Genomic DNA, 19,138 nt, shown 5'->3' on the forward strand with positions numbered 1-19,138 from the left:
AGCACAGCATGTATCTGACCATGAACCGTTTCAAAGTGAGGGCCGGCGAGGAAGCCACGTTCGAGGCAATCTGGAAAAGCCGCGAAACCCATCTGCCGCAGGTGCCGGGTTTTCTGAGCTTTCACCTGATGAAGGGTGCCGAGGCGGAGGGCGTCCGGCTCTATGCCTCGCATACGATGTGGGAGAGCGAGGTGGCCTTTCGCGACTGGACGAAATCCGAGGCCTTCCGCGCGGCGCATGGTGGCGCGGGCGGCCATAAAGGGGTGATCCTGGAGCATCCGAAACTGGAAATCTTCGAATCTGTGCAGTTCATCGGCGTCTGAACCGCGAAATCGCAAGAAAAATATCGCAAAAATGAAAACGGGGGGCCGAAGCCCCCCGTTTCACAATTCAGGATCCGCAAGGATCACTCTTCGTCGCCACCAGCGGCCGCGAGGCCCGACGGTGCCGCGATATTCGCGATCACGAAGTTGCGGTCGATGGTCGGCGCAACGCCTTTCGGCAGGGTCACATCATTGATATGGATCACATCGCCGATCTGCTTGCCTTCCAGATCCACGGTGATGTGGCTCGGGATGTCGGAAGCAACGACTTCCAGCTCGACCTCGGCGCGCACGACGGTCAGGGTGCCGCCACGCTTGATGCCGGGTGCTTTATCCGCATTGATGAAATCAACATGGATGAAGAGGTTGATCCGCGAATTATCGTGGATGCGCATGAAGTCGACATGGGTAGGAAGGTCCTTGACCACGTCGCGCTGCACGCCGCGGCAGATCACATGCTGATCGGCCTGGCCTTCAACCCTGAGGTTGAACAGCGTCTGCAGGAAGCGCCCTTTTTTCAGGTTCTTCAGCAGGTAGTTGTAATTCACCGAAATCGGCGTCGGCTCTTTGCTGTCGCCGTAGATGATGCCGGGTACGTTGCCCTCACGACGGGCTTGACGGGCGGCCCCCTTGCCTGTCCCCGTCCGCACCACGGCCAGAAGATCAGGGATCTCGCGTGCCATTGGTATTCTCCATTTGATAAAACCGCCATCCTCCAAGGGTGCATGGCGGATGCGGGCCTATAGCGGGGAATCGGGGGAAAGGAAAGGACAAACTCGGCGCCTTTGACGGGTCGCGGATGCCTCAGGCGGGAGTATTGGGTTCAGGAGGAAGAGGAAACTGCGTTCCGGCAGACCGGGTGTCGCTTCCGGGATGGACGGGGGCTGCCGGCCCTGGCAGAAGGAGCCGTGTCGGAGGAGCCTGATGTCTTTCCTGGGAACTGTGGTGACTGCGCGGGCGGTGGTTTTCGCCTTTGCAGCGATGGGGATCCTCTGGGGATCCTTCGCGGCCCTGTTGCCCGATGTGAAGGCGCAGCTGGGGGTGAATGAGGCGCGGCTGGGCGGGCTTTTGCTCTTCACGCCGCTTGCGGCGGTTTCCGCCATGCTGATCGCGCCGCTGATCGGGCACCGGCTGGGGCGGGTTGCGTTGCCGCTGGCGGCGGGGGCGATGGCTTTGGCCTTCATGCTGCCGGGCCTGGTGACGGTGCCCTGGATGTTCCCGCTGGCGATGATGGTTTGCGGTTTCGGCACCGGGCTGACCGATGTGCTGATGAATGCGCGGACGGCCGAGATCGAGACCACGCGTAAGGTGCATCTGATGAACCTTGCCCATGCCGCTTATTCCTTTGGCTATGCGGGGGGTGCCATTTGCACCGGGCAACTGCGCGGGATGGGCTGGAGCCCGGATATGGTGCTTGGAACCATGGCGGCGCTGGCGCTGGTCTTCGCGATGCTGACTATTGAGCGTGACGGCGCCATTCATGGGCTGAAACGGCCAGAGGCGGGGGGGCGGGGACTGGGCCTCGTGCCGGTGATCGGCGGCGGTATGGTGCTGATCGCCTTCCTTACAGAAAACGCGGCCGAGGGCTGGTCGGCTTTGCATATCGAGAAGACATTGGGCGGCAGCCCTGAACAGGGGGCGCTTGGCCCGGCGGCGCTGGCGCTGACCATGGGGGTGGCGCGGCTTTTGGGGCAGGGGCTGGTGGCGCGGCTGGATCCGTTCCGCCTTTTGATGGGAGGCGCCCTGGTCGCGGCTTTTGGCGCGCTGATCGCCTCGCAGGCGGGGACGCCGGCCATGGCCTATGCCGGGTTCATCACCATGGGGGTGGGGGCCTCGGTGATTGCGCCGACCGCATTCTCTCTGGTCGGGCGCCATTCGGCCGAGGGCGCGCGGGCGCGGGCGGTGGCGCGGGCGACGCTATACGGCTATTTCGGCTATTTCATCGGGCCGCCGGCGCTTGGGGTCATTGCGGGCACTTTCAGCCTGCGGGCGGCCTTTGTCTTTGCCGCCGTGATGCTGATGGTGATCCTGGTGCTGGCGCCGCTGATGCGGCGGGCCTCGCGCGGGTAGATCTGCGGGCTGATCCGAGGGATGATTTCAGGCCGCCGCGCGCTCTGCCTTAGCATGGGCGAGGATCTGCTCGCAGGCCTCGGAAATCGCTTCATCGGGCTGGGTCAGCGACAGGCGAAGCCAGCCCGCAAGCCCTTCGCCAAAGCTTTCGCCCGGCATGACGGCGACATGGCGCTCGCGCAGGAGGCCGAGGGCGAAGTCCTGGCCGGACAGGCCCGTGGAGCGGATATCGACCAGCGCGAACATGCCGGCCTCGGGCCGGTGCACCTTGAGCCCGGCCCGGGCATCCAGCGCCCCGACCACCAGAGCCGCCCGGCGCGAGAACCGCGCAACCATCTCGGCGGCGATCGGCGAAGGTTCGGAAACGGCAAGTTCGGTCATATCCGCAAGGAAAGGCTGGCTGCCGAAAAGCATGATTTCTGAAAGCGGCAGCAGTTTCGCGGTGAAATCCTGCGGCCCCACCACCCAGCCCGAGCGGAAGCCGGGTGCTGCATGGGATTTCGAGATCGAGGCGGCGCAGATGGCGCGCTCGGCCAGTTCGGGCAGGTCCAGCGGTGAGGTGAAGGCGACGCCCGGGAAGATCAGGTCCTCATAGACCTCATCCGAGACGATCCAGAGATCATGTTTCACCGCCAGCGCGCCGATTTCCGCGATATCCTCGCGGGTCAGCACGGCGCCGGTCGGGTTATGCGGCGTGTTGAGGAAGATCACCCGCGTTGCCGGCGTGATCCTCGCTGCCACATCCGCTGCCCGCATCCGGAAGCCGTTTTCCGGAAGCAGCGGCACCGGCACCGGGGTGGCGCCGGTCTGGCGGATCAGCCCTTCATAGGTGGCATACATCGGATCGCCCAGCAGCACCTCATCGCCGCTTTCGACAAGGGTGCGGAAGATGCCGTAAAGGCAGGTCTGGGTGCCGGGCAGGCAGATGACCTGATCGGACCCGAATTCACGCCCGCGCCGTTCCGTATAGCGCCGTGCCAGCGCTGCGCGCAGGCCAGGCTCGCCCCGGCCATCGGAATAGCCCAGCCGTCCTGGCCGCATCGCAGCCCGAGCGGTCTCGATCAGCGCGGGGGGCGTGGGGCTGTCCGGCTCGCCTATGGTCAGCTCGATGATGCGCAGACCCTGGGCCTTCATCTCACGCGCGAGGCGATGCACGGCCCATTTCGCCGATCCCAGCCCGGACAGGCGGTCATGTACAGAGGAATAGCGCATCAGGTCTCTCCGGAGCGGGTCTTGTCTGGGGGGGACTTGTCGGCAGCGCGGGCGGGCAGGGTCAGTCCGACGCCCAGAATGGCGCCGACTGAAGCGAGGCCGATCCCGATCAGCTCGTCTTCGGCGAAATGCCCGGTCAGGACCGAGCCCTCCAGCCAGAGCCCGTCGATCACCGCATTGCAGGCGATGGCCTCGCGGCGTAGCTGGCCGGGTCGTGCGGGGCGGCCGAGATCGGCGATCAGTTGCTGGAGGCGGTCGCGGTAGCGCAGGTAAGAGCGTTCATGCTGCGCCAGCAGGCCGGTATCGGACTGGACCTGATGCAGGTAACCCGCCCAAAGCCCCACCGCCTTTGGATCCAGCACCGGCGGCCGCAGCGAGGCCGCGACAAAGGCTGCAAGCCGGCTGGCCGGATCGCTGCCCAGCCCGGTCAGCGCCTCTTCGCCCGTGCCGGTCATCCCATCCATCAGGGCGACATAGGCGGCGCGCAGCAATTCCTCTTTCGAGCCGAAATAATGGCGGATCAGCCCCGGGGTAACACCGGCCCGTGCCGCGATCGCCCGGACCGTCGCCGCCGGGCGCCCGCCCTCGGCCACCAGCGCTTGCGCCGCAGAGATCAGCGATTCGCGCCGGTTCTCTTCGGTGTCGCGGATATAGGGGCGGCGTTCGGAACCGGATTGCTGCATATCAGAAGAGGAGAATGGCAAAGCATCCGGCTTGTCGGAACTGGTCATCGGATCCTTTCTGCTGGCAGGTGGGAGACGGGATATATCAGGAATTGCACATCCGGATAATTGATTATTCTACACTGTCCCGATTTTGCGGCAAGATCGTTCCTTGTCCAGTGCAAGACTGGGCTGCAGAGGCGGGAAATCAACCGCCTGCACCCGATGCCGCCGGGAGTGCTGCCGGGCGTGCTGTCCGGGGGGGCTGCGGTCAGGTGCCGGGATTGTCGCCCTCCGCGGCCACGTCCTTGTGGATGATCACATCGCAATCCGGCCAGCGCCGCAGGATCTCGCGCCGCAGCGAGGCGCCGATCTCATGGGCGGCGCGCAGGCTCTGATCGCCGTCCAGCTCGATATGGAGGTTGACGAAGATCCGGCTGCCGCTGGTGCGGGTCTTGAGATCGTGAAAGCCGCGCAGGCCTGGCCAGGTGCGGGCCAGCTCTGTGATGCCCCGGATGATCGCAGGATCGGCGCGGCGGTCCATCAGCGCATCCCAGGCGGCCTTGCCGATGCGGAAACCGCCGATCAGCATGATCCCGGCCGCCAGCAGCGCGACCCAGGAATCAAGGCCGGTGATCCCCAGATGCTGCGAGGCCTGCAATGCGATGACGGCGCCGACCGCCGGCATCAGATCGCCCAGATAATGCAGCCGGTCAGCGGCCACGACGCGATTGCCGGTCAGCCGCGCAACCCGCCCCTGCCACCAGACCAGCACCAGGGTGAGCAGGATCGAGACGATCATCACCAGCGTGCCGGTCCCTTCGGAGCCAAGATGCTCCACCCCGCCATTGATCAGCCGGTCAAGCGCCGACCAGCCGATGAAACCGGCCAAGCCGGTGACCAGCAGGGCCTGGGCCAGCGCCGTCAGATCCTCGGCCGAGCTGTGGCCGAAGGCGTGATCCTCATCGGCGGGGCGGGCGGCGTAAAGGATCGCAGTGGCGGCGGCCAGCGACATCACCAGATCGACCGCGCTGTCGGCCAGCGAGGCGGCGACCGAAAGCGCGCCGGTCGCCAGCACTGCCCAGAGTTTCAGCCCGACCAGCACCGAGGCCACCGCGACCGAAGCAATACCGGCCGAGAGACTGAGCGCGGTTCTATTGTCTTTTTCGCTCATCGCGCAGTCCTCTGGCCGGTGCCGCATGGGGGCGCTGCCCCCGTCATCCTGACGGATGACTCCCCCGGAGTACTTTTATCAGGGGAAATGCACCTTCCTCTTGACGAAAATACTCCCGCCGGAGGCGCAGGCCGGCAAAGTGCGCCGCAGTTATTCGATGGTCTCACCGGGATCAACACCCCAGAGTGCGGTTTTCTGGACCCAGCCGCGCTCACCGCCGGCAGAGATGCGGCACCAGTCGGGTTCGCATTGCAGGATGCGCGCGACCACGCCCATTTCTGCCTGGGCGGTGACCCTGGCATCTGCGCGGGGGGCGTCGCGGAATTCCGCCATATCGGTGGTGATCAATGCCGAGCGCACACCCGACAGCAGCGCGTAATGCACCCAGCCGCCGGCCCCGTCCTGATCCTCGACCCGGCGCCAGTTCTCATATTCGGCGGTGACCCGCAGCGGCATGCCGGGACGGGTGAAAACCCAGTCGACGCGATGGGTCAGGCCGGGGCCGCGCCTTGCATTGCCCTGATCGCCCTTGAGCGAGACATAGCGCGGCAGCGGCAGATTGGTGACGCAGCCGATCCCGGGTTTGCATTCTTTGGCCGGTTTCGCCGCGCCCGTGGCCGCCGCACCTGCCGAAGTGGCCGCAACCGCCGTTTCGATCGCGGTTTCCGTGGCTTCATCGGCCTGTGCCTGCAATGCGGGCGCGGTGATCAGCGCCGCGCAAAGCAGCGCTGCCATGGTCAGGCGTTTCTTCTGGCCCGACAGCGGGCCGTTCGTCTTTGCTGCGATGCTCATTTTGCGTTGCCTGCCCTGGCGGAGAAGATCCCCGCGCAATCCTGAATGGTCCCGACCTCGTTGCGGGGGCTTGTGGTCCGCCCCGCTTCTCTCCACTCTGCACCCAAGACGCGCCTGATGGAAGAGTTGAGGGAGACACCATGCCATCGCCACGCCTGACTGTTGTTGTGACGCGACGCTTGCCCGAGCCGGTCGAGACCCGGATGAAGGAGCTGTTCGACGTCCGGCTGCGCGATCCGGATGTGAAAATGACCCGCGACGAGCTGCTTGCCGCGATGCAAAGCTGCGATGTGCTGGTGCCGACGATCACCGATCAGATTGATGCCGGTCTGATCGGCCAGGCCGGCGACCGGCTGAAACTGATCGCGAATTACGGCGCCGGGGTTGATCATATCGACGTGGCGACGGCGCGCTCGCGCGGGATCCTTGTCTCGAACACGCCGGGCGTGGTGACCGAGGACACTGCCGATATGGTCATGGCGCTGATCATGGCGGTGACGCGGCGCATCCCCGAAGGCATCGCCTCGATGGCCAGTGGCAAATGGGAGGGCTGGACACCGATGTCCTTCCTTGGCTCGCGGCTGGCGGGCAAGCGGCTCGGCATTCTTGGCATGGGGCGGATCGGCCAGGCGGTGGCACGGCGCGCGCGCGCCTTTGGCTGCCAGGTCCATTATCACAACCGCCGCCGGGTGCGCCCCGAGGTCGAGACCGAGCTGGAGGCGACCTGGTGGGAGAGCCTCGATCAGATGCTGGCCCGGATGGATATCCTCTCGATCAACTGCCCGCATACGCCCTCGACCTTCCACCTGCTGAATGCGCGCCGCCTCAAGCTGATGAAGCCGACATCGGTGGTTGTGAACACCTCGCGCGGTGAGGTGATCGACGAGAATGCACTGACCCGGGCGCTGCGGGCGGGCGAGATAGCGGGCGCCGGCCTTGACGTCTATGAGCGCGGCAACGAGATCAACCCGCGTCTGCGCGAGGAGCCGAATGTGGTTTTGCTGCCGCATATGGGCTCGGCGACCATCGAGGGGCGGATCGAGATGGGTGAGAAGGTTCTGATCAATATCAAGACCTTCGCCGATGGTCACCGGCCGCCGGATCAGGTCGTTCCGGGGATGCTTTAAGCCAGGGCCCTGAAGCCGGGTCCTGAAAGCCGGGCGTTTATGGCCGACATCCGGATGCCCCCGGTGGTGCGCCCGGTTGGTGACCCAGTACTGTTCTTGGCGCTGTCCTTGGTGGGGGCTCCCGGTGCAGGCCTTTTCCACCGCCTCAGGCGGGCGGTCTGACAACCATGGTCTCCCAGCCCGAATATTCGGTTCCGGTGCGCTCTTCCACCCCGACGAGAATGGGGGTCAGCCATTGGAATTCCGGCCAGGTGACGGGCATGTCACGCGACAGGATGACGCCGGGCGGATCGCTGGTCCAGTCATTGACGGTGAAGCCATGCGGCGCGAGACCGGCGGCAACCAGATCCAGCGCCAGCCGCTCGCCATAGAACCAGAAATCGGTGTTGCGCGTGGCGCTGCCGTCATCGCCATGCTTTTGCAGGCTGGCCATAACGCTCTGATCCCCGTTCAGCTGGGCCTCAACCCTCGTTGGGGTGATCAGCGCGATCAGGGCAGGACGATCCTCCACCGGCGTGGCCTGGCAGGTAAATCCCTGTACCTGAAAACCTGCCAGCCAGGGCGTCAGCTCCAGCGCCCCGGGATGCACAAGATAGATCCGGCGCTGCCCTTGGCCGGTCACGCTCGCGATATGGAGGGCGCCGGTCGCGAGAAAGCCGGGATCACCGGCAAAGATATCCTCAAGCGCATAGAGGCGGGCGGTGCCAATCGGCATGCCCCGCTCTCCGACAGTCTGCGGATCGGCCTCGCAGATCACGACGCTGGCCTGCCCGTTTTCCAGCAGCGCCCCGGCGCGGGCATTGCCGGTGCGGGTCAGCACCACCAGCGGCTGCCCATCCCCGGTCGCGCGATCATAGGTCATCCAGTGATCGTTGCCGGTATCTGCGGGCAAGGCGGTCCGGGCCGGGGCCGGATGGGCCGCCGGGAACAGGCCGAGGAGCAGCGAAACGATCTTTTTCAACATGGGTAAGAACTCCGGATATCAATGATATACAGTCTGCCGGGGGCGAGAAAAGCCAGGGTTCGTCGCTGCGGCTACAGCCGCAGATCGGCCACCAGCGGCAGGTGATCCGAGGCGCGGCTGGCTTCCTGGTTGCGGAACACGCTGGCTTCTGCATCGGTGAAACGGTCGGAAATCGCGATACGGTCCAGCGCAAAGACCGGGTGGCGCGAATGCCAGGTCGGCCCGCCCGAGAGAATGCGGAACCGTTTCGACAGCCGCCCGAGCCCCACCTGCAACGAGCGTTCGTTGAAATCGCCGGCGATCAGCATGGCGGTGTCCGGCTCTTCCGGCAGCATCTCCAAAAGCGCCGAAAGCTGCTGGCGGCGTGAATGGCGCAAGAGCCCCAGATGCGCGCCGACCACGCGCAGCCGCTGGCCCCTCCGCTCCAGCAGGGCGGAAACCAGGCCGCGTGGCTCCAGCCCCGGCAGGTCGTGATGGCTGCGCGAGATCACCTGAAATCCCGGGGAAACCAGCAGCGCATTGCCGTGCCAGCCGAGACTGTCGCGGCCATGGTCGAAACGCACAGGATGCAGCCCTGTGCGGCGGAAGACCTCGGCCCCGTCAAAGACCGGGCGGCGCTGGCCTAGGCGCAGATCGGCCTCCTGCAAGGCCACCACATCGGCACCAAGGCCGGCAATCACCCGCAAAACCCGCGCCGGATCGCGTTTGCGGTCGGTGCCAAGCGCTTTGCGGATATTATAGCTGGCGATGCGCAGAGAGGTGTCGCTCACAATATGGGGGCTCCGAGACGGAAGACGCCTTCGATCAGGCGCCGGAAGAAGCCCGGTCTGGGCAGGGAAGTGTCGCAATCGGGCAGCAGCCGGTCAAACCAGCGGCTGATTGCGGTGGTTGTGGCAGGGTCCCAGGCCATCACCGCCAGCTCGAAGTTCAGAAGCATCGAGCGCACGTCGAAATTGGCCGATCCGATCCAGCAGGCCTCGTCAATCAGGCCGGCTTTTGCATGCATCATGCCGGGGCGGAAGAAGTGAAAGCCGACCCCGGTGCGCGCCAGCGCCCGGATATAGGGTCCGCGCGCGAGGTCGGTGGTCCATTGGTTGGATTTCAGCGGCAGCAGGATGCGGACATCGACGCCGCTGCGTGCGGCCGTGGCCAGCGCCTGGGCCAGGGGATCGGTGGGCACGAAATAGGGCGTGGCGATCCAGACCCGCTTTTTCGCCCGGTAAATTGCCGCGACCAGGCCGTCATGCAGCACATCCTGCGGCTCATCCGGTCCGGCGGGGACCAGCTGCAACAGCGCCTCGCCCGCAGGCGCGACCGGAGGCGGCACCGGCTCGGGCAGCGGGTCGCCCGCGACCTCCCAGTCCGATGCGAAAACCGCGTTGAAACTGTCGATCACCGGGCCCTCGGCGGTAAAGCTCAGATCGACCCATTTGCCGGGTGGTGAGGCGAGGTAGTCATCGCCGACATTGCGCCCGCCGGCCCAGACGCGGGCGCAATCTGCGATCACCATCTTGCGGTGATTGCGCAGGTTGAGATGGGCGGTATCGGTCAGGTGATCCAGCGGCGAGAAATAGCGCAACTCGCCGCCGGCCTCGACAAAGGCCCTCAGCGCGCGGCGCGGGCGGGTATGACTGCCCAGCCAATCGACCGAAAGCCGCACCTTAACCCCTTCATGCAGCTTGCGTTTCAGCTGATCAAGGAACCGCAGCCCGCTTTCATCCCGCGCCAGAACATAAAGCAGGATATCAAGCCGGTCGCGCGCGCCGGCGATCACCTCATCGAGACCCGCCCGGGCATCTGCGGGCGTCTCATGCAGATGGATCCGGTTGCCCCCCACCGCCGGCGGCGCGCCGAGACTGTCGAAAATATGCGCAAGCGGTGGCGGCTCGGTCTCGGGCAGTGCCGGATGCGGCGAGAACCGGATTGCCGGAAAGCTGCGGCCCGATTTGCGAAACCCAAGGACCAGGAAGACCGGCACCGCCACATAGGGGACCATGATGATGAAGAGGATCCAGGCGGCCGAACTTTGCGGCGTGCGGCGCGGTTGCAGCGCCAGCACCATCGCGCTCGCAACCGCGAGGACGCCAAGCACGACAAGGAAATGTTCGAACAGGTAATACATGGCTGCGCTGTCGGGACCAGGCCCATGCTAGCGGCAGGATCGGGCAAGGGAAAGCCGCCCGTTCAGAGGCGCCCCTTTCAGAAGCGTGACGGCAGGGCGGGGGCGATTTCCGCGCCGGGCGTGCGGCCCTGGACCAGATCGGCGATCAGCGCGGCGGTCTTTGGCGCCAGTGTCAGCCCGATATGGCCGTGGCCAAAGGCCAGCAGCACCTCGGCACCGCCTTTTGACGGGCCGATCACCGGCACGGAATCGGGGATCGAGGGGCGGAACCCCATCCAGCTGCGCGAGGGCTCGGGCAGGTCGGGGAAGACGCTGCGCGCGCCCGCGACCAGTTTCGCGATGCGGTGGGGCGAGGGGGGCAGTTTCAGGCCGCCCAGTTCGACCGTGCCCGCGACCCTGAGGCGCCCCTGCATCGGGCAGAGGTAAAAGCCGCGCCCGGTGACGCAGGAGGGGCGGGTCAGTGGCGGCTGGGGCATGTCCCATTCGACATGGTAGCCGCGCTCGGTCTCCAGCGGGATGCGGTCGCCGGCCTGGGCCGCCAGCGCGCGCGAATGCGCCCCGGCAGCGATCACTACGCGGCGGGCATTGATCTGCAGCAGGCCGCCGCCTGTATCGTGCCCCTGGAGGGTAACGCCGGTGATCTCGCGGGTGAGCCGGTCGATGCGGCCCCGGATCAGCTTTGCGCTGCGGGTCGCAGCGGCGGCCAGGCGCTGCATCATCTGGCCGGGATCCGAGAGGAAGATCGCCTGGGGGAAGAAGGCGGCGCCGGCATGGAAGGGGAGGCCGGGTTCCAGCCCCGCCAGCTGCCCACCGGTCAACATCTCGACCTGGACGCCAAGCGCGCGGCGGCTCTCCATCTCGGCGCTTGCGGCCTGAAGCTGCTTTTCATCGCGATAGATATAAAGGCAACCGCGCGGCTGGATCAGGTCGCTGGCACCGGCCTCGGTGGCAAGCGTCTTCCAAAGTGGGTTCGCCCCGGCGAGCAAGCCGGCAATCGCCGCCGCATTGCGCGTGGCGGGGCCCGGCAGGCTTTGTCTCGCGAACTTCAACAGCCAGGGAGACAGCGAGAGCAGCGCCGAATGCCGGATCGCCAGCGGCGAATTGCGATCAAAGAGCAGCGAGGGCAGGTTTTTCAGCACATCCGGAGTGCCGACGGGCGCCACCGCGTAATCCGCCACGGTGCCGGCATTGCCGTAAGAGGCCCCCATTCCCGGCTCATCCGGCTCGATCAGCGTGACCTCGCGACCCTCAGCGATCAGCCGCAGGGCGATGGTCAACCCGATCACTCCGGCTCCGATTATGGCGATGTCGGTGCTGTGACGCCCCATGCTTGCTTGCACTTTTCGAACAAATATCGGCCCCGCAATGGCGGGACCGAGGGGTTTAGTTTACATTATCTTACATACACGCCTGATAAAGCGCGCGGGTATTCTCACGCGTCATCAGCGTCGGATTGCCGCCGCAGGAGGGGTCTTCCAGCGCCATTTCGGTCAGCTCGTCAAGGCGGGAGGCCTCGACACCCATGGCGGTCAGACTGGCCGGGATCGAGAGCTGTTCGCGCAGCTCCATGATCCAGGCGCGGAAGCCGTCAAAACCCTTCAGCCCCAGATAGGCGCTTGCGGCATTGATGCGGTCCTCGATCACCGGGCGGTTGAAATCCAGCACCATCGGCATCACGACGGCATTGGTGGTGCCGTGATGGGTGCCGTAAACCGCGCCGACCGGATGCGACAGCGAATGGATCGCGCCGAGCCCCTTCTGGAAGGCCACCGCCCCCATCGCTGCCGCCGACATCATATGGCCGCGTGCCATCAGATTACCCGGCTCGTTATAAACGGTGACGAGGTTTTCCCTGACCAGCCGCAGGCCTTCCAGCGCGATGCCCTGGCTCATCGGGTGGTAGAAGGGCGAGGAATAAGCCTCAAGGCAATGCGCCAGCGCATCCATTCCGGTGCCGGCGGTGATGAATTTCGGCATGCCAACGGTCAGCGCGGGGTCGCAGATGGTGACCGCCGGCAGCAACTTCGGATGGAAGATGATCTTCTTCTTATGGGTCGCGAGATTGGTCAACACGCCCGCGCGCCCGACCTCGGACCCCGTGCCGGCAGTGGTCGGAACCGCCACCATCGGTGCGATTTTGTCGGCATCGGCGCGGGTGAACCAGTCGTCGATATCCTCCAGATCCCAGACGGAAAGATCAGCGCGCTGATGCGCCATCAATGCGATCATCTTGCCCAGATCCAGTGCCGAGCCGCCGCCGAACAGGATCACGCCGTCATGGTTGCCGGCCTTGTAGACGGCAATCCCCTCGGCCATGTTCTTGTCATTCGGGTTCGGGTCAACCTCGGAGAATACGGCGCGACCAAGGCCCGCCGCCTCCAGCACATCCAGCGCCTGGGCGGTGATCGGCAGCGATGCCAGCGCCTTGTCGGTTACCAGCAGCGGCTTTTTCATGCCCACGGATTTGGCGTGATCAGCCAGTTCGGCAATGCGGCCGACGCCGAATTTGATCGCGGTCGGGTAAGACCAGTTGCGGTCGGGGACGCCTTGTTTATCGACGCTCATGTCACACCTTCTTGAGATGATAGGATTTCGGGCGGGTTACCGAATGGTAGCCCAGATAAGAGAGCGAGCCGCCGCGACCGGTATCCTTGCAGCCGGTCCAGCACAGGGCCGGGTCGAGATAATCGGCGCGGTTCATAAAAACGGTGCCGGTTTCGACCTGATTGCCCAGGTCTGCGGCGGTGTCGTAATCCTCGGTCCAGATCGAGGCGGTCAGGCCGTAAGGGCTGTCATTCATCAGCCGCAAAGCCTCCTCATCCGAGGAAACTTTCATAATTCCAACAACCGGGCCAAAGCTTTCCTCGGTCATAACCGACATGGAATGGTCGACATCGACAAGGATCTGTGGCGCGAGATAGGCGCCGCCATCATCGGCCGGGAAGTTGCCTGCGTCGATCAGCGGTTTAGCCCCTTTCGCAATGGCATCGGCGATCTGATCGCGCACCACTTTCGCAAATCGGACATTGGCCATCGGACCAAGCGTGGTGGTCTGGTCATTCGGGTTGCCGAGTTTCAGCCCGTTCACCCAGGTAACCGCTTTTTCTACAAAGGAATCATAGAGCGACTCGTGGACATAGATCCGCTCGATCCCGCAGCAGCATTGTCCGGAATTGAACATCGCGCCATCCATCAGCGTATCGACGGCGGCATCGACATTCGCGTCCGCGCGGACATAGCCCGGATCTTTGCCACCCAGCTCCAGCCCAAGCGGCGTGAAGGTGCCGGCCGCCGCGCGCTCAATGGCCCTGCCGCCATTTACCGAACCGGTGAAATTGACAAAATCGAACCTGCGATCACCGATCAGCTTTTCGGTTACCGCATGATCCAGCACGACGTTCTGGAAGACATCGGCCGGAATTCCGGCCGCGTGGAAGGCCTCGGCCAGGCGCTCTCCCGCCACGAGGGTCTGGCTGGCATGTTTCAGAACGATGGTATTTCCGGCGATCAGGCCGGGAATGATCGTGTTGATCGCGGTGAGGAAAGGATAGTTCCAGGGAGCGATGACAAAGATCACACCAAGGGCTTCGCGCGTGAGATAACGGCGGAATTTATCACTGTCTTCAATGACTTTTGGGGTCAGCGACTCTTCGGCAATAGAGGCCATGTAATCAGCGCGGGCATTGACGCCGCCGAATTCGCCGGCGCCGTACTTAACCGGGCGCCCCATTTGGGCAGCCAGCTCGGGCACGATGGCGTCTTTCTGCTCGGTTAGCTTCGCGACACCGGCCTTTACCAGCGCGATGCGCTCGGAAAGAGGGCGCGCGGCCCAGGCGGGTTGCGCCGCCCGGGCGCGAGCGACAGCGGTTTCTGCGCTGACAAGGTCCAGCGGCGCACGCTCGACATAAATCGAGCCGTCAACCGGCGAGATCAGTTGGATCGGTTTCATGTTTCACCTGTGGAGAGGGAAGGGGAGCCGCGCCCCCCTTTGTCTGAATTGTGCAAGTTTTCAGCGGTTCAGGCGCGTTCAAGCAGCCGTTTCAGTTCGAAATCTGTAACCACGCGATCCGTCTCGGCGATCTCCCACTGGGCGGCATGGTGGTAATGGTCGATCACGTCATCGCCCAAGGCCCGGCGCAGTATTGCCGAAGATTTCAATTTCGCCGCCGCGTCACGGAGGTTTTTCGGGATCTCACGAACGCCAGCAGCCGCATAGAGGTCGCCCTTCATCTCGGGCTCGAGTTCCAGCTTGCGTTCGATGCCGTCGAGGCCGGCGGCGAGCAGCGCAGCGCAGGCGAGATAGGGGTTCACATCCGAGCCGGGGATGCGGCATTCGACGCGGACCGCTTTGGTGCCCTCGCCGCAGACGCGGAAGCCGGCGGTGCGATTGTCACCCGACCAGACGATTTTGGTCGGCGCAAAAAGCCCGACGCAAAAGCGCTTATAGCTGTTCACATAGGGGGCAAAAAATACGGTCATTTCCTCGGCGGCTTCCAATTGGCCGGCGATGAAATGTTTCATGGTCTGCGACATGCTGTGATCGCCGTCCTTGTCGAAAAAGGCGGGCTTGCCATCCAGGGTCCAGAGCGATTGGTGAACATGCGCAGCGGAGCCGGCTTTATCCGTCTGATATTTCGCCATGAACGTAACGGATTTACCCATGGACCAGGCAATCTCTTTCACCGCCTGTTTGATGATCGTGTGATTGTCGGCGGTATCCATGGCATCGGAATAGCGGTAATTCACCTCGCCCTGGCCGCTGTCGGCCTCGCCCTTGGTATTCTCGACCGGAATACCCGCCGCGTAAAGATCATTGCGCAATTTGCGCATGACCGGCTCTTCTTTCGAGGTCTGGAAGATGTGATAATCTTCGTTATAGGCGGAAATCGGGCGGAGATTGCCAAAGCCGTCATCGCGCAGGTTTTCATAGCTGTTCTCGAACAGATAGAATTCCAGTTCGGTTGCCATCATGGGTTCAAAACCCATGGCACGGGCGCGGTTGACCTGCTTTTTCAGAATAGCGCGCGGAGAAATGGTGATCTCTTCATGCGTGTGATGGTCCAGAAGATCACACATCACCATTGCAGTGCCCGGCAGCCAGGGCAGGCGGCGCAGCGTTGCCAGATCGGGCTTCATCACATAATCGCCATAGCCTTGCGACCAGCCGGCTGATTTATAACCCGGCACGGTATTCATTTCCATGTCGAGCGCCAGCAGGTAATTGCAGCAATGCGTTTCAGTATGGCCACTGTCGAGAAAGAATCCGGCATGGAACCGTTTTCCCATCAAGCGGCCCTGCATATCGGGGGCGACGACCAGAACGGTGTCGATCTCTCCGGCTTCAAAGGCGGCTTTCAGGGTTTCGAGCGTCAGATTGGCGGGCATATTGGCCTCACTTTATCAGAAGGAACATGAATTGGATGCGTGGTTCGGTCAGAAACCGCCACCGCCGAATTCCGGCTTTCTGGGCCAGCAATCCTGAGCAATTCGCATCACAGCCACGTCCTGTTTCCCCTCCCTCGCAGGGATTTCACCTGCCCGAAATAAAATGGGGGCAGGGCGGAATGAGCCGCCACTGCCCCGCTCAGATCAGCCGTAGCGATAGGGACGGCCGGCTTTGGCCATCACATCGTTGTATTTTTTAAAGATTTCGACGACCTTCGCCTTGGTCTCGGATTCGGCTGCGATTTCGTCCCAGAATTCGCGGGCTTTGGCCTCGACGGTATCCCATTCCGCATCCGGGATGGAGGTCAGCTGAAGTTTCGGGCCATTGACGCGCAGATCGGCCTCGCCGCCCCAATACCACCATTGACGGTAGTAATGCGATTGCTCAAAGCAAACCTCCATCAGCGTTTTCAGGTGATCGGGCACTTCATTCCAGCGGTCTGCATTGGCGAAGAAATGGCCGATCCAGGCGCCGGAGATATTGTTGGTGAGGAAGTATTTGGTCACATCAGCCCAGCCGACGGTGTAATCCTCGGTAATCCCGGACCAGGCGATGCCGTCCAGCTCACCGGTTTGCAATGCCACCTGGATATCTTCCCACGGCAGCTGCATCGGCACCACGCCGAATTGGGCGAGGAAGCGACCGGCGGTCGGGAAGGTGAAGACGCGCTTGCCTTCCAGATCCTTCAGTGAATTGATCGGGTCTTTGGTTGCGAAATGGCAGGGGTCCCAGGAACCGGCCGAAATATGCTTCACGCCGACTTTCGCATATTCCTCTTCCCAGATCTGCTTCAGCCCATATTGGTTGAACAGAACCGGCACATCGAGCGAATAGCGCGAGGCAAAGGGGAAATAGCCACCGAACACCGTCACTTCGGTCGGTGATTGCATGGAATCGTCATCCGATTGCACGGCATCGATGGTGCCCGATTGCATAGCACGGAACAGTTCCGATGTCGGAACCAGCTGATCGGCGTAATAGAGCTCGATCTCCATCTGGCCTGCAGCGATCTGGTTGAATTTGTCGATTGCGGGTTTGCAGACATGTTCACCAAGCGCTGCACCGGCATAGGTCTGCATACGCCATTTGATCGGCGCGGCCTGCGCGCGAACGGCAGGGGCGGCGAGGGCGGCTGCACCGGCGGCAACCGCCCCGCTGGTCAGGAATTTCCGTCTGTTCGTCGTCATCTTTACCTCCGTTGGTGGGTTCTGATTATTGTCCATAAACCTGATGTGGCAACCAGAGCGCGATTTCCGGGAAGACCATGATCACCGCAAGCGTCAGGATCATGATGCCGACAATCGGCACGATGGAGCGGTAAATATCCGAGAGAGAAACGTGATCCGGCGCCATGGCGCGCATCAGGAACAGGTTATAGCCGAAAGGCGGCGTGATATAGGCCACCTGGCAGGTGATGGTGTAAAGGATACCGTACCAGATCAGCACATCCTGCGGCGGCATGCCCAGATCCAGCTTGGCCACCAGCGGGATATAAAGGGGCGCCACGATCACCAGCATGGCGGTATCATCAAGGAACATGCCCATGATCAGGAACGAGACCTGCATCAGGATCACGATGCCCCAGGGGCCGAGGCCGAGATCTTCGAGGAAGAAGGCCTCAATCGCCTTGACCGCACCCAGCCCGTCGAAGACCGCGCCGAAGGCCATTGCCGCCAGCAGGATCCACATGAACATGCAGGTCACGCCAAGCGTGTTGACGAGGCAATTCTCCCAGACTTTTTTCGTGATGCGGCCTTTGAACAAGGCCACCAGGGTGGCAATCAACGCGCCAACTACCGAGGATTCGACCAGGCTGACATAGCCCATCACGAAGGGGCCCATCATCGAGGCAAAGATCACAACCGGCAGAATCCCGGCGCGCAGGAGCCGGATTTTTTCGGCCCAGGTGATGGAATTGCGCTCTTCCTGCGAGAGTGGCGGGCCGAGCTTTGGGTTGATGCCGCAGCGGATCACCACATAAAGCAGGAAGAAACCGGCCATCAGCAGGCCGGGGAAGACCCCTGCAAGCCAGATCTGCCCGACCGGCTGGCGCGCGATCATCGAATAGAGCACCAGCACGATCGAGGGCGGCACCAGGATCCCCAGCGAAGACCCGCCCTGGATGATCCCTGTCACCATCCGCTTGTCATAGCCGCGCTTCAGCAGTTCCGGCAGCGCGATGGTCGCGCCAATGGCCAGACCCGCGACCGACAGCCCGTTCATCGCCGAAATCAGCACCATCAACAGGATCGTGCCAATCGCCAGCCCGCCCGGGATCGGCCCGAACCAGACATGGAACATCTTGTAGAGGTCATCGGCCAGCCGCGCCTCGGACATAACATAGCCCATCCAGACGAACATCGGCAGCGTCAGCATCGGATACCAGTTCATCAGCTTGATGGTGGTGGTGAAGGCGATGTCATAGCCCCCCCGATCCCCCCAAAGCGCGATGGTCGCGACCACGGCGACAAAGCCGATCCCGGCAAAGACCCGCTGTCCGCTCATCAGCATGGCCATCATGCCCATGAACATCACGATGGCGATATATTCATAGGGCATCAGATTTTCACTCCGCGCAAAGTCGCGATGTCGCGGATGAGAAAGGCGAGGCTTTGTAAGAGCATCAGGAAGACGCCGACACAGATCACGATCTTGATCGGCGCCATATAGGGCCGCCAGACGGTGCGCGAGCGTTCGCCGAATTCAAAGGCGTAGATCGTGCTTTCAATGCCGCCCCACAGCACGACGGCAAGGAAGAAGATCATGCAAAATACCGTCACGCAATCGACTGCGGCCTGGGTCTTCACGCTCCAGCGGCCGTAAAGCAGGTCCATCCGCACATTGGCGCCAAGGATCAGCGAATAGGCGCCGCCAAGGACGAAATAGCCGACCATGGTGAACTGGGCCATTTCCTGGGTCCAGAGCGCGGGGCGGAAGAAGGCCTTGGCGATCACCGAGTAAAGCAGCACGCCGGCCAGGGCGAAGATCAGATACATCGCGAAACGGCCGACGAGGACGTTGATCTTCTCGATGATCTGCACAAACAGGATCAGGGAACGGGGCATCTGTTCAGGCCCTGCCGCAGGAATTGGACGCGCAGGCACCCGTCTGACAAAGCCCACCCGTCCGGCGCTGCCGGCGGGCTGGAGATCCTGAAAAGGACATGGTCGAGTCGGCTCCCTGATTTTTCCCAAGCGTCACCCTCTGGCGGGGCGGCTGTCAAGATTATTTCAGATTGCTGTTTCC

Annotated in this window: 18 protein-coding genes; 3 read left to right on the plus strand and 15 right to left on the minus strand. The window is 63.2% G+C overall.

Translation table 11 applies throughout. From position 1 onward, the window contains the following. Positions 1 to 8: 8 nt before the first annotated feature. Positions 9 to 323 (plus strand): antibiotic biosynthesis monooxygenase family protein, encoded by a 315-nt coding sequence (locus DRF71_RS00605; protein ID WP_112308711.1) that lies wholly within the window; start codon positions 9 to 11, stop codon positions 321 to 323. Positions 324 to 406: 83 nt separating this feature from the next. On the opposite strand, the gene DRF71_RS00610 is transcribed toward DRF71_RS00605, so the two are convergent. Then, positions 407 to 1,006, minus strand: coding sequence for a 50S ribosomal protein L25/general stress protein Ctc (locus tag DRF71_RS00610; protein WP_112308712.1), 600 nt, complete (start codon positions 1,004 to 1,006; stop codon positions 407 to 409). A 241-nt stretch (positions 1,007 to 1,247) separates the two neighbouring features. Here DRF71_RS00610 and DRF71_RS00615 point away from each other — a divergent pair, with 241 nt between their 5' ends. Beyond that, on the plus strand, positions 1,248 to 2,393 hold the full coding sequence (locus tag DRF71_RS00615) for an MFS transporter (RefSeq protein ID WP_112308713.1): 1,146 nt from the start codon (positions 1,248 to 1,250) through the stop codon (positions 2,391 to 2,393). A gap of 27 nt (positions 2,394 to 2,420) precedes the next feature. On the opposite strand, the gene DRF71_RS00620 is transcribed toward DRF71_RS00615, so the two are convergent. From DRF71_RS00620 to DRF71_RS00635, 4 genes are all read right to left on the minus strand, one after another. Continuing rightward, complete coding sequence (locus tag DRF71_RS00620; protein WP_112308714.1) at positions 2,421 to 3,605, minus strand: pyridoxal phosphate-dependent aminotransferase; 1,185 nt, start codon at positions 3,603 to 3,605, stop codon at positions 2,421 to 2,423. Beyond that, entirely contained in the window at positions 3,605 to 4,336 is a 732-nt protein-coding gene (locus DRF71_RS00625) for a TetR family transcriptional regulator C-terminal domain-containing protein (RefSeq protein WP_232831233.1), read from the minus strand. The genes DRF71_RS00620 and DRF71_RS00625 overlap by 1 nt, the downstream gene beginning before the upstream one ends. A gap of 202 nt (positions 4,337 to 4,538) precedes the next feature. Continuing rightward, on the minus strand, positions 4,539 to 5,441 hold the full coding sequence (locus tag DRF71_RS00630; RefSeq protein ID WP_112308715.1) for a cation diffusion facilitator family transporter: 903 nt from the start codon (positions 5,439 to 5,441) through the stop codon (positions 4,539 to 4,541). 150 nt (positions 5,442 to 5,591) lie between these two features. Continuing rightward, positions 5,592 to 6,233 (minus strand): SH3 domain-containing protein, encoded by a 642-nt coding sequence (locus DRF71_RS00635; protein ID WP_198672033.1) that lies wholly within the window; start codon positions 6,231 to 6,233, stop codon positions 5,592 to 5,594. A gap of 140 nt (positions 6,234 to 6,373) precedes the next feature. On the opposite strand from DRF71_RS00635, the gene DRF71_RS00640 reads away from it, so the two are divergent. Further along, entirely contained in the window at positions 6,374 to 7,360 is a 987-nt protein-coding gene (locus DRF71_RS00640) for a 2-hydroxyacid dehydrogenase (RefSeq protein ID WP_112308716.1), read from the plus strand. A 145-nt stretch (positions 7,361 to 7,505) separates the two neighbouring features. Here DRF71_RS00640 and DRF71_RS00645 read toward each other — a convergent pair whose 3' ends face one another. From DRF71_RS00645 to DRF71_RS00690, 10 genes are all read right to left on the minus strand, one after another. After that, positions 7,506 to 8,324 (minus strand): ribonuclease E inhibitor RraB, encoded by an 819-nt coding sequence (locus tag DRF71_RS00645; protein ID WP_112308717.1) that lies wholly within the window; start codon positions 8,322 to 8,324, stop codon positions 7,506 to 7,508. 71 nt (positions 8,325 to 8,395) lie between these two features. Further along, positions 8,396 to 9,094: an endonuclease/exonuclease/phosphatase family protein gene (locus DRF71_RS00650; protein WP_112308718.1), complete on the minus strand. Its 699-nt coding sequence runs from the start codon at positions 9,092 to 9,094 to the stop codon at positions 8,396 to 8,398. Beyond that, entirely contained in the window at positions 9,091 to 10,446 is a 1,356-nt protein-coding gene (locus tag DRF71_RS00655; RefSeq protein WP_112308719.1) for a phospholipase D-like domain-containing protein, read from the minus strand. Before DRF71_RS00655 ends, DRF71_RS00650 begins: the two co-directional genes overlap by 4 nt. A gap of 77 nt (positions 10,447 to 10,523) precedes the next feature. Further along, positions 10,524 to 11,774, minus strand: a complete 1,251-nt coding sequence (locus DRF71_RS00660) for an NAD(P)/FAD-dependent oxidoreductase (RefSeq protein ID WP_112308720.1) — start codon at positions 11,772 to 11,774, stop codon at positions 10,524 to 10,526. Between the two features lie 70 nt (positions 11,775 to 11,844). Next, on the minus strand, positions 11,845 to 13,011 hold the full coding sequence (locus DRF71_RS00665) for an iron-containing alcohol dehydrogenase (protein WP_112308721.1): 1,167 nt from the start codon (positions 13,009 to 13,011) through the stop codon (positions 11,845 to 11,847). A gap of 1 nt (position 13,012) precedes the next feature. Continuing rightward, positions 13,013 to 14,395, minus strand: a complete 1,383-nt coding sequence (locus DRF71_RS00670) for an aldehyde dehydrogenase family protein (protein WP_112308722.1) — start codon at positions 14,393 to 14,395, stop codon at positions 13,013 to 13,015. Positions 14,396 to 14,463: 68 nt separating this feature from the next. Beyond that, the gene (locus DRF71_RS00675; RefSeq protein ID WP_112308723.1) at positions 14,464 to 15,831 is read right to left on the minus strand and encodes a glutamine synthetase family protein; all 1,368 of its coding nucleotides are present in this window, start codon (positions 15,829 to 15,831) and stop codon (positions 14,464 to 14,466) included. 204 nt (positions 15,832 to 16,035) lie between these two features. Then, on the minus strand, positions 16,036 to 17,079 hold the full coding sequence (locus tag DRF71_RS00680) for a TRAP transporter substrate-binding protein (RefSeq protein ID WP_112308724.1): 1,044 nt from the start codon (positions 17,077 to 17,079) through the stop codon (positions 16,036 to 16,038). A 25-nt stretch (positions 17,080 to 17,104) separates the two neighbouring features. Continuing rightward, the gene (locus DRF71_RS00685) at positions 17,105 to 18,451 is read right to left on the minus strand and encodes a TRAP transporter large permease (protein WP_112308725.1); all 1,347 of its coding nucleotides are present in this window, start codon (positions 18,449 to 18,451) and stop codon (positions 17,105 to 17,107) included. Next, positions 18,451 to 18,957: a TRAP transporter small permease subunit gene (locus tag DRF71_RS00690; RefSeq protein WP_112308726.1), complete on the minus strand. Its 507-nt coding sequence runs from the start codon at positions 18,955 to 18,957 to the stop codon at positions 18,451 to 18,453. The genes DRF71_RS00685 and DRF71_RS00690 overlap by 1 nt, the downstream gene beginning before the upstream one ends. Positions 18,958 to 19,138 lie beyond the last annotated feature (181 nt).

The organism is Pseudogemmobacter bohemicus (genome assembly GCF_003290025.1).
GTDB classification, from domain to species: Bacteria; Pseudomonadota; Alphaproteobacteria; order Rhodobacterales; family Rhodobacteraceae; genus Pseudogemmobacter; species Pseudogemmobacter bohemicus.

Coding starts and splice junctions, on each gene's coding strand:
- DRF71_RS00605 (WP_112308711.1), top strand. CDS start 9: ATGTATCTGACCATGAACCGTTTCAAAGTGAGGGCCGGCGAGGAAGCC.
- DRF71_RS00610 (WP_112308712.1), bottom strand. CDS start 1,006: ATGGCACGCGAGATCCCTGATCTTCTGGCCGTGGTGCGGACGGGGACA.
- DRF71_RS00615 (WP_112308713.1), top strand. CDS start 1,248: ATGTCTTTCCTGGGAACTGTGGTGACTGCGCGGGCGGTGGTTTTCGCC.
- DRF71_RS00620 (WP_112308714.1), bottom strand. CDS start 3,605: ATGCGCTATTCCTCTGTACATGACCGCCTGTCCGGGCTGGGATCGGCG.
- DRF71_RS00625 (WP_232831233.1), bottom strand. CDS start 4,336: ATGACCAGTTCCGACAAGCCGGATGCTTTGCCATTCTCCTCTTCTGAT.
- DRF71_RS00630 (WP_112308715.1), bottom strand. CDS start 5,441: ATGAGCGAAAAAGACAATAGAACCGCGCTCAGTCTCTCGGCCGGTATT.
- DRF71_RS00635 (WP_198672033.1), bottom strand. CDS start 6,233: ATGAGCATCGCAGCAAAGACGAACGGCCCGCTGTCGGGCCAGAAGAAA.
- DRF71_RS00640 (WP_112308716.1), top strand. CDS start 6,374: ATGCCATCGCCACGCCTGACTGTTGTTGTGACGCGACGCTTGCCCGAG.
- DRF71_RS00645 (WP_112308717.1), bottom strand. CDS start 8,324: ATGTTGAAAAAGATCGTTTCGCTGCTCCTCGGCCTGTTCCCGGCGGCC.
- DRF71_RS00655 (WP_112308719.1), bottom strand. CDS start 10,446: ATGTATTACCTGTTCGAACATTTCCTTGTCGTGCTTGGCGTCCTCGCG.
- DRF71_RS00660 (WP_112308720.1), bottom strand. CDS start 11,774: ATGGGGCGTCACAGCACCGACATCGCCATAATCGGAGCCGGAGTGATC.
- DRF71_RS00665 (WP_112308721.1), bottom strand. CDS start 13,011: ATGAGCGTCGATAAACAAGGCGTCCCCGACCGCAACTGGTCTTACCCG.
- DRF71_RS00670 (WP_112308722.1), bottom strand. CDS start 14,395: ATGAAACCGATCCAACTGATCTCGCCGGTTGACGGCTCGATTTATGTC.
- DRF71_RS00675 (WP_112308723.1), bottom strand. CDS start 15,831: ATGCCCGCCAATCTGACGCTCGAAACCCTGAAAGCCGCCTTTGAAGCC.
- DRF71_RS00680 (WP_112308724.1), bottom strand. CDS start 17,079: ATGACGACGAACAGACGGAAATTCCTGACCAGCGGGGCGGTTGCCGCC.
- DRF71_RS00685 (WP_112308725.1), bottom strand. CDS start 18,451: ATGCCCTATGAATATATCGCCATCGTGATGTTCATGGGCATGATGGCC.
- DRF71_RS00690 (WP_112308726.1), bottom strand. CDS start 18,957: ATGCCCCGTTCCCTGATCCTGTTTGTGCAGATCATCGAGAAGATCAAC.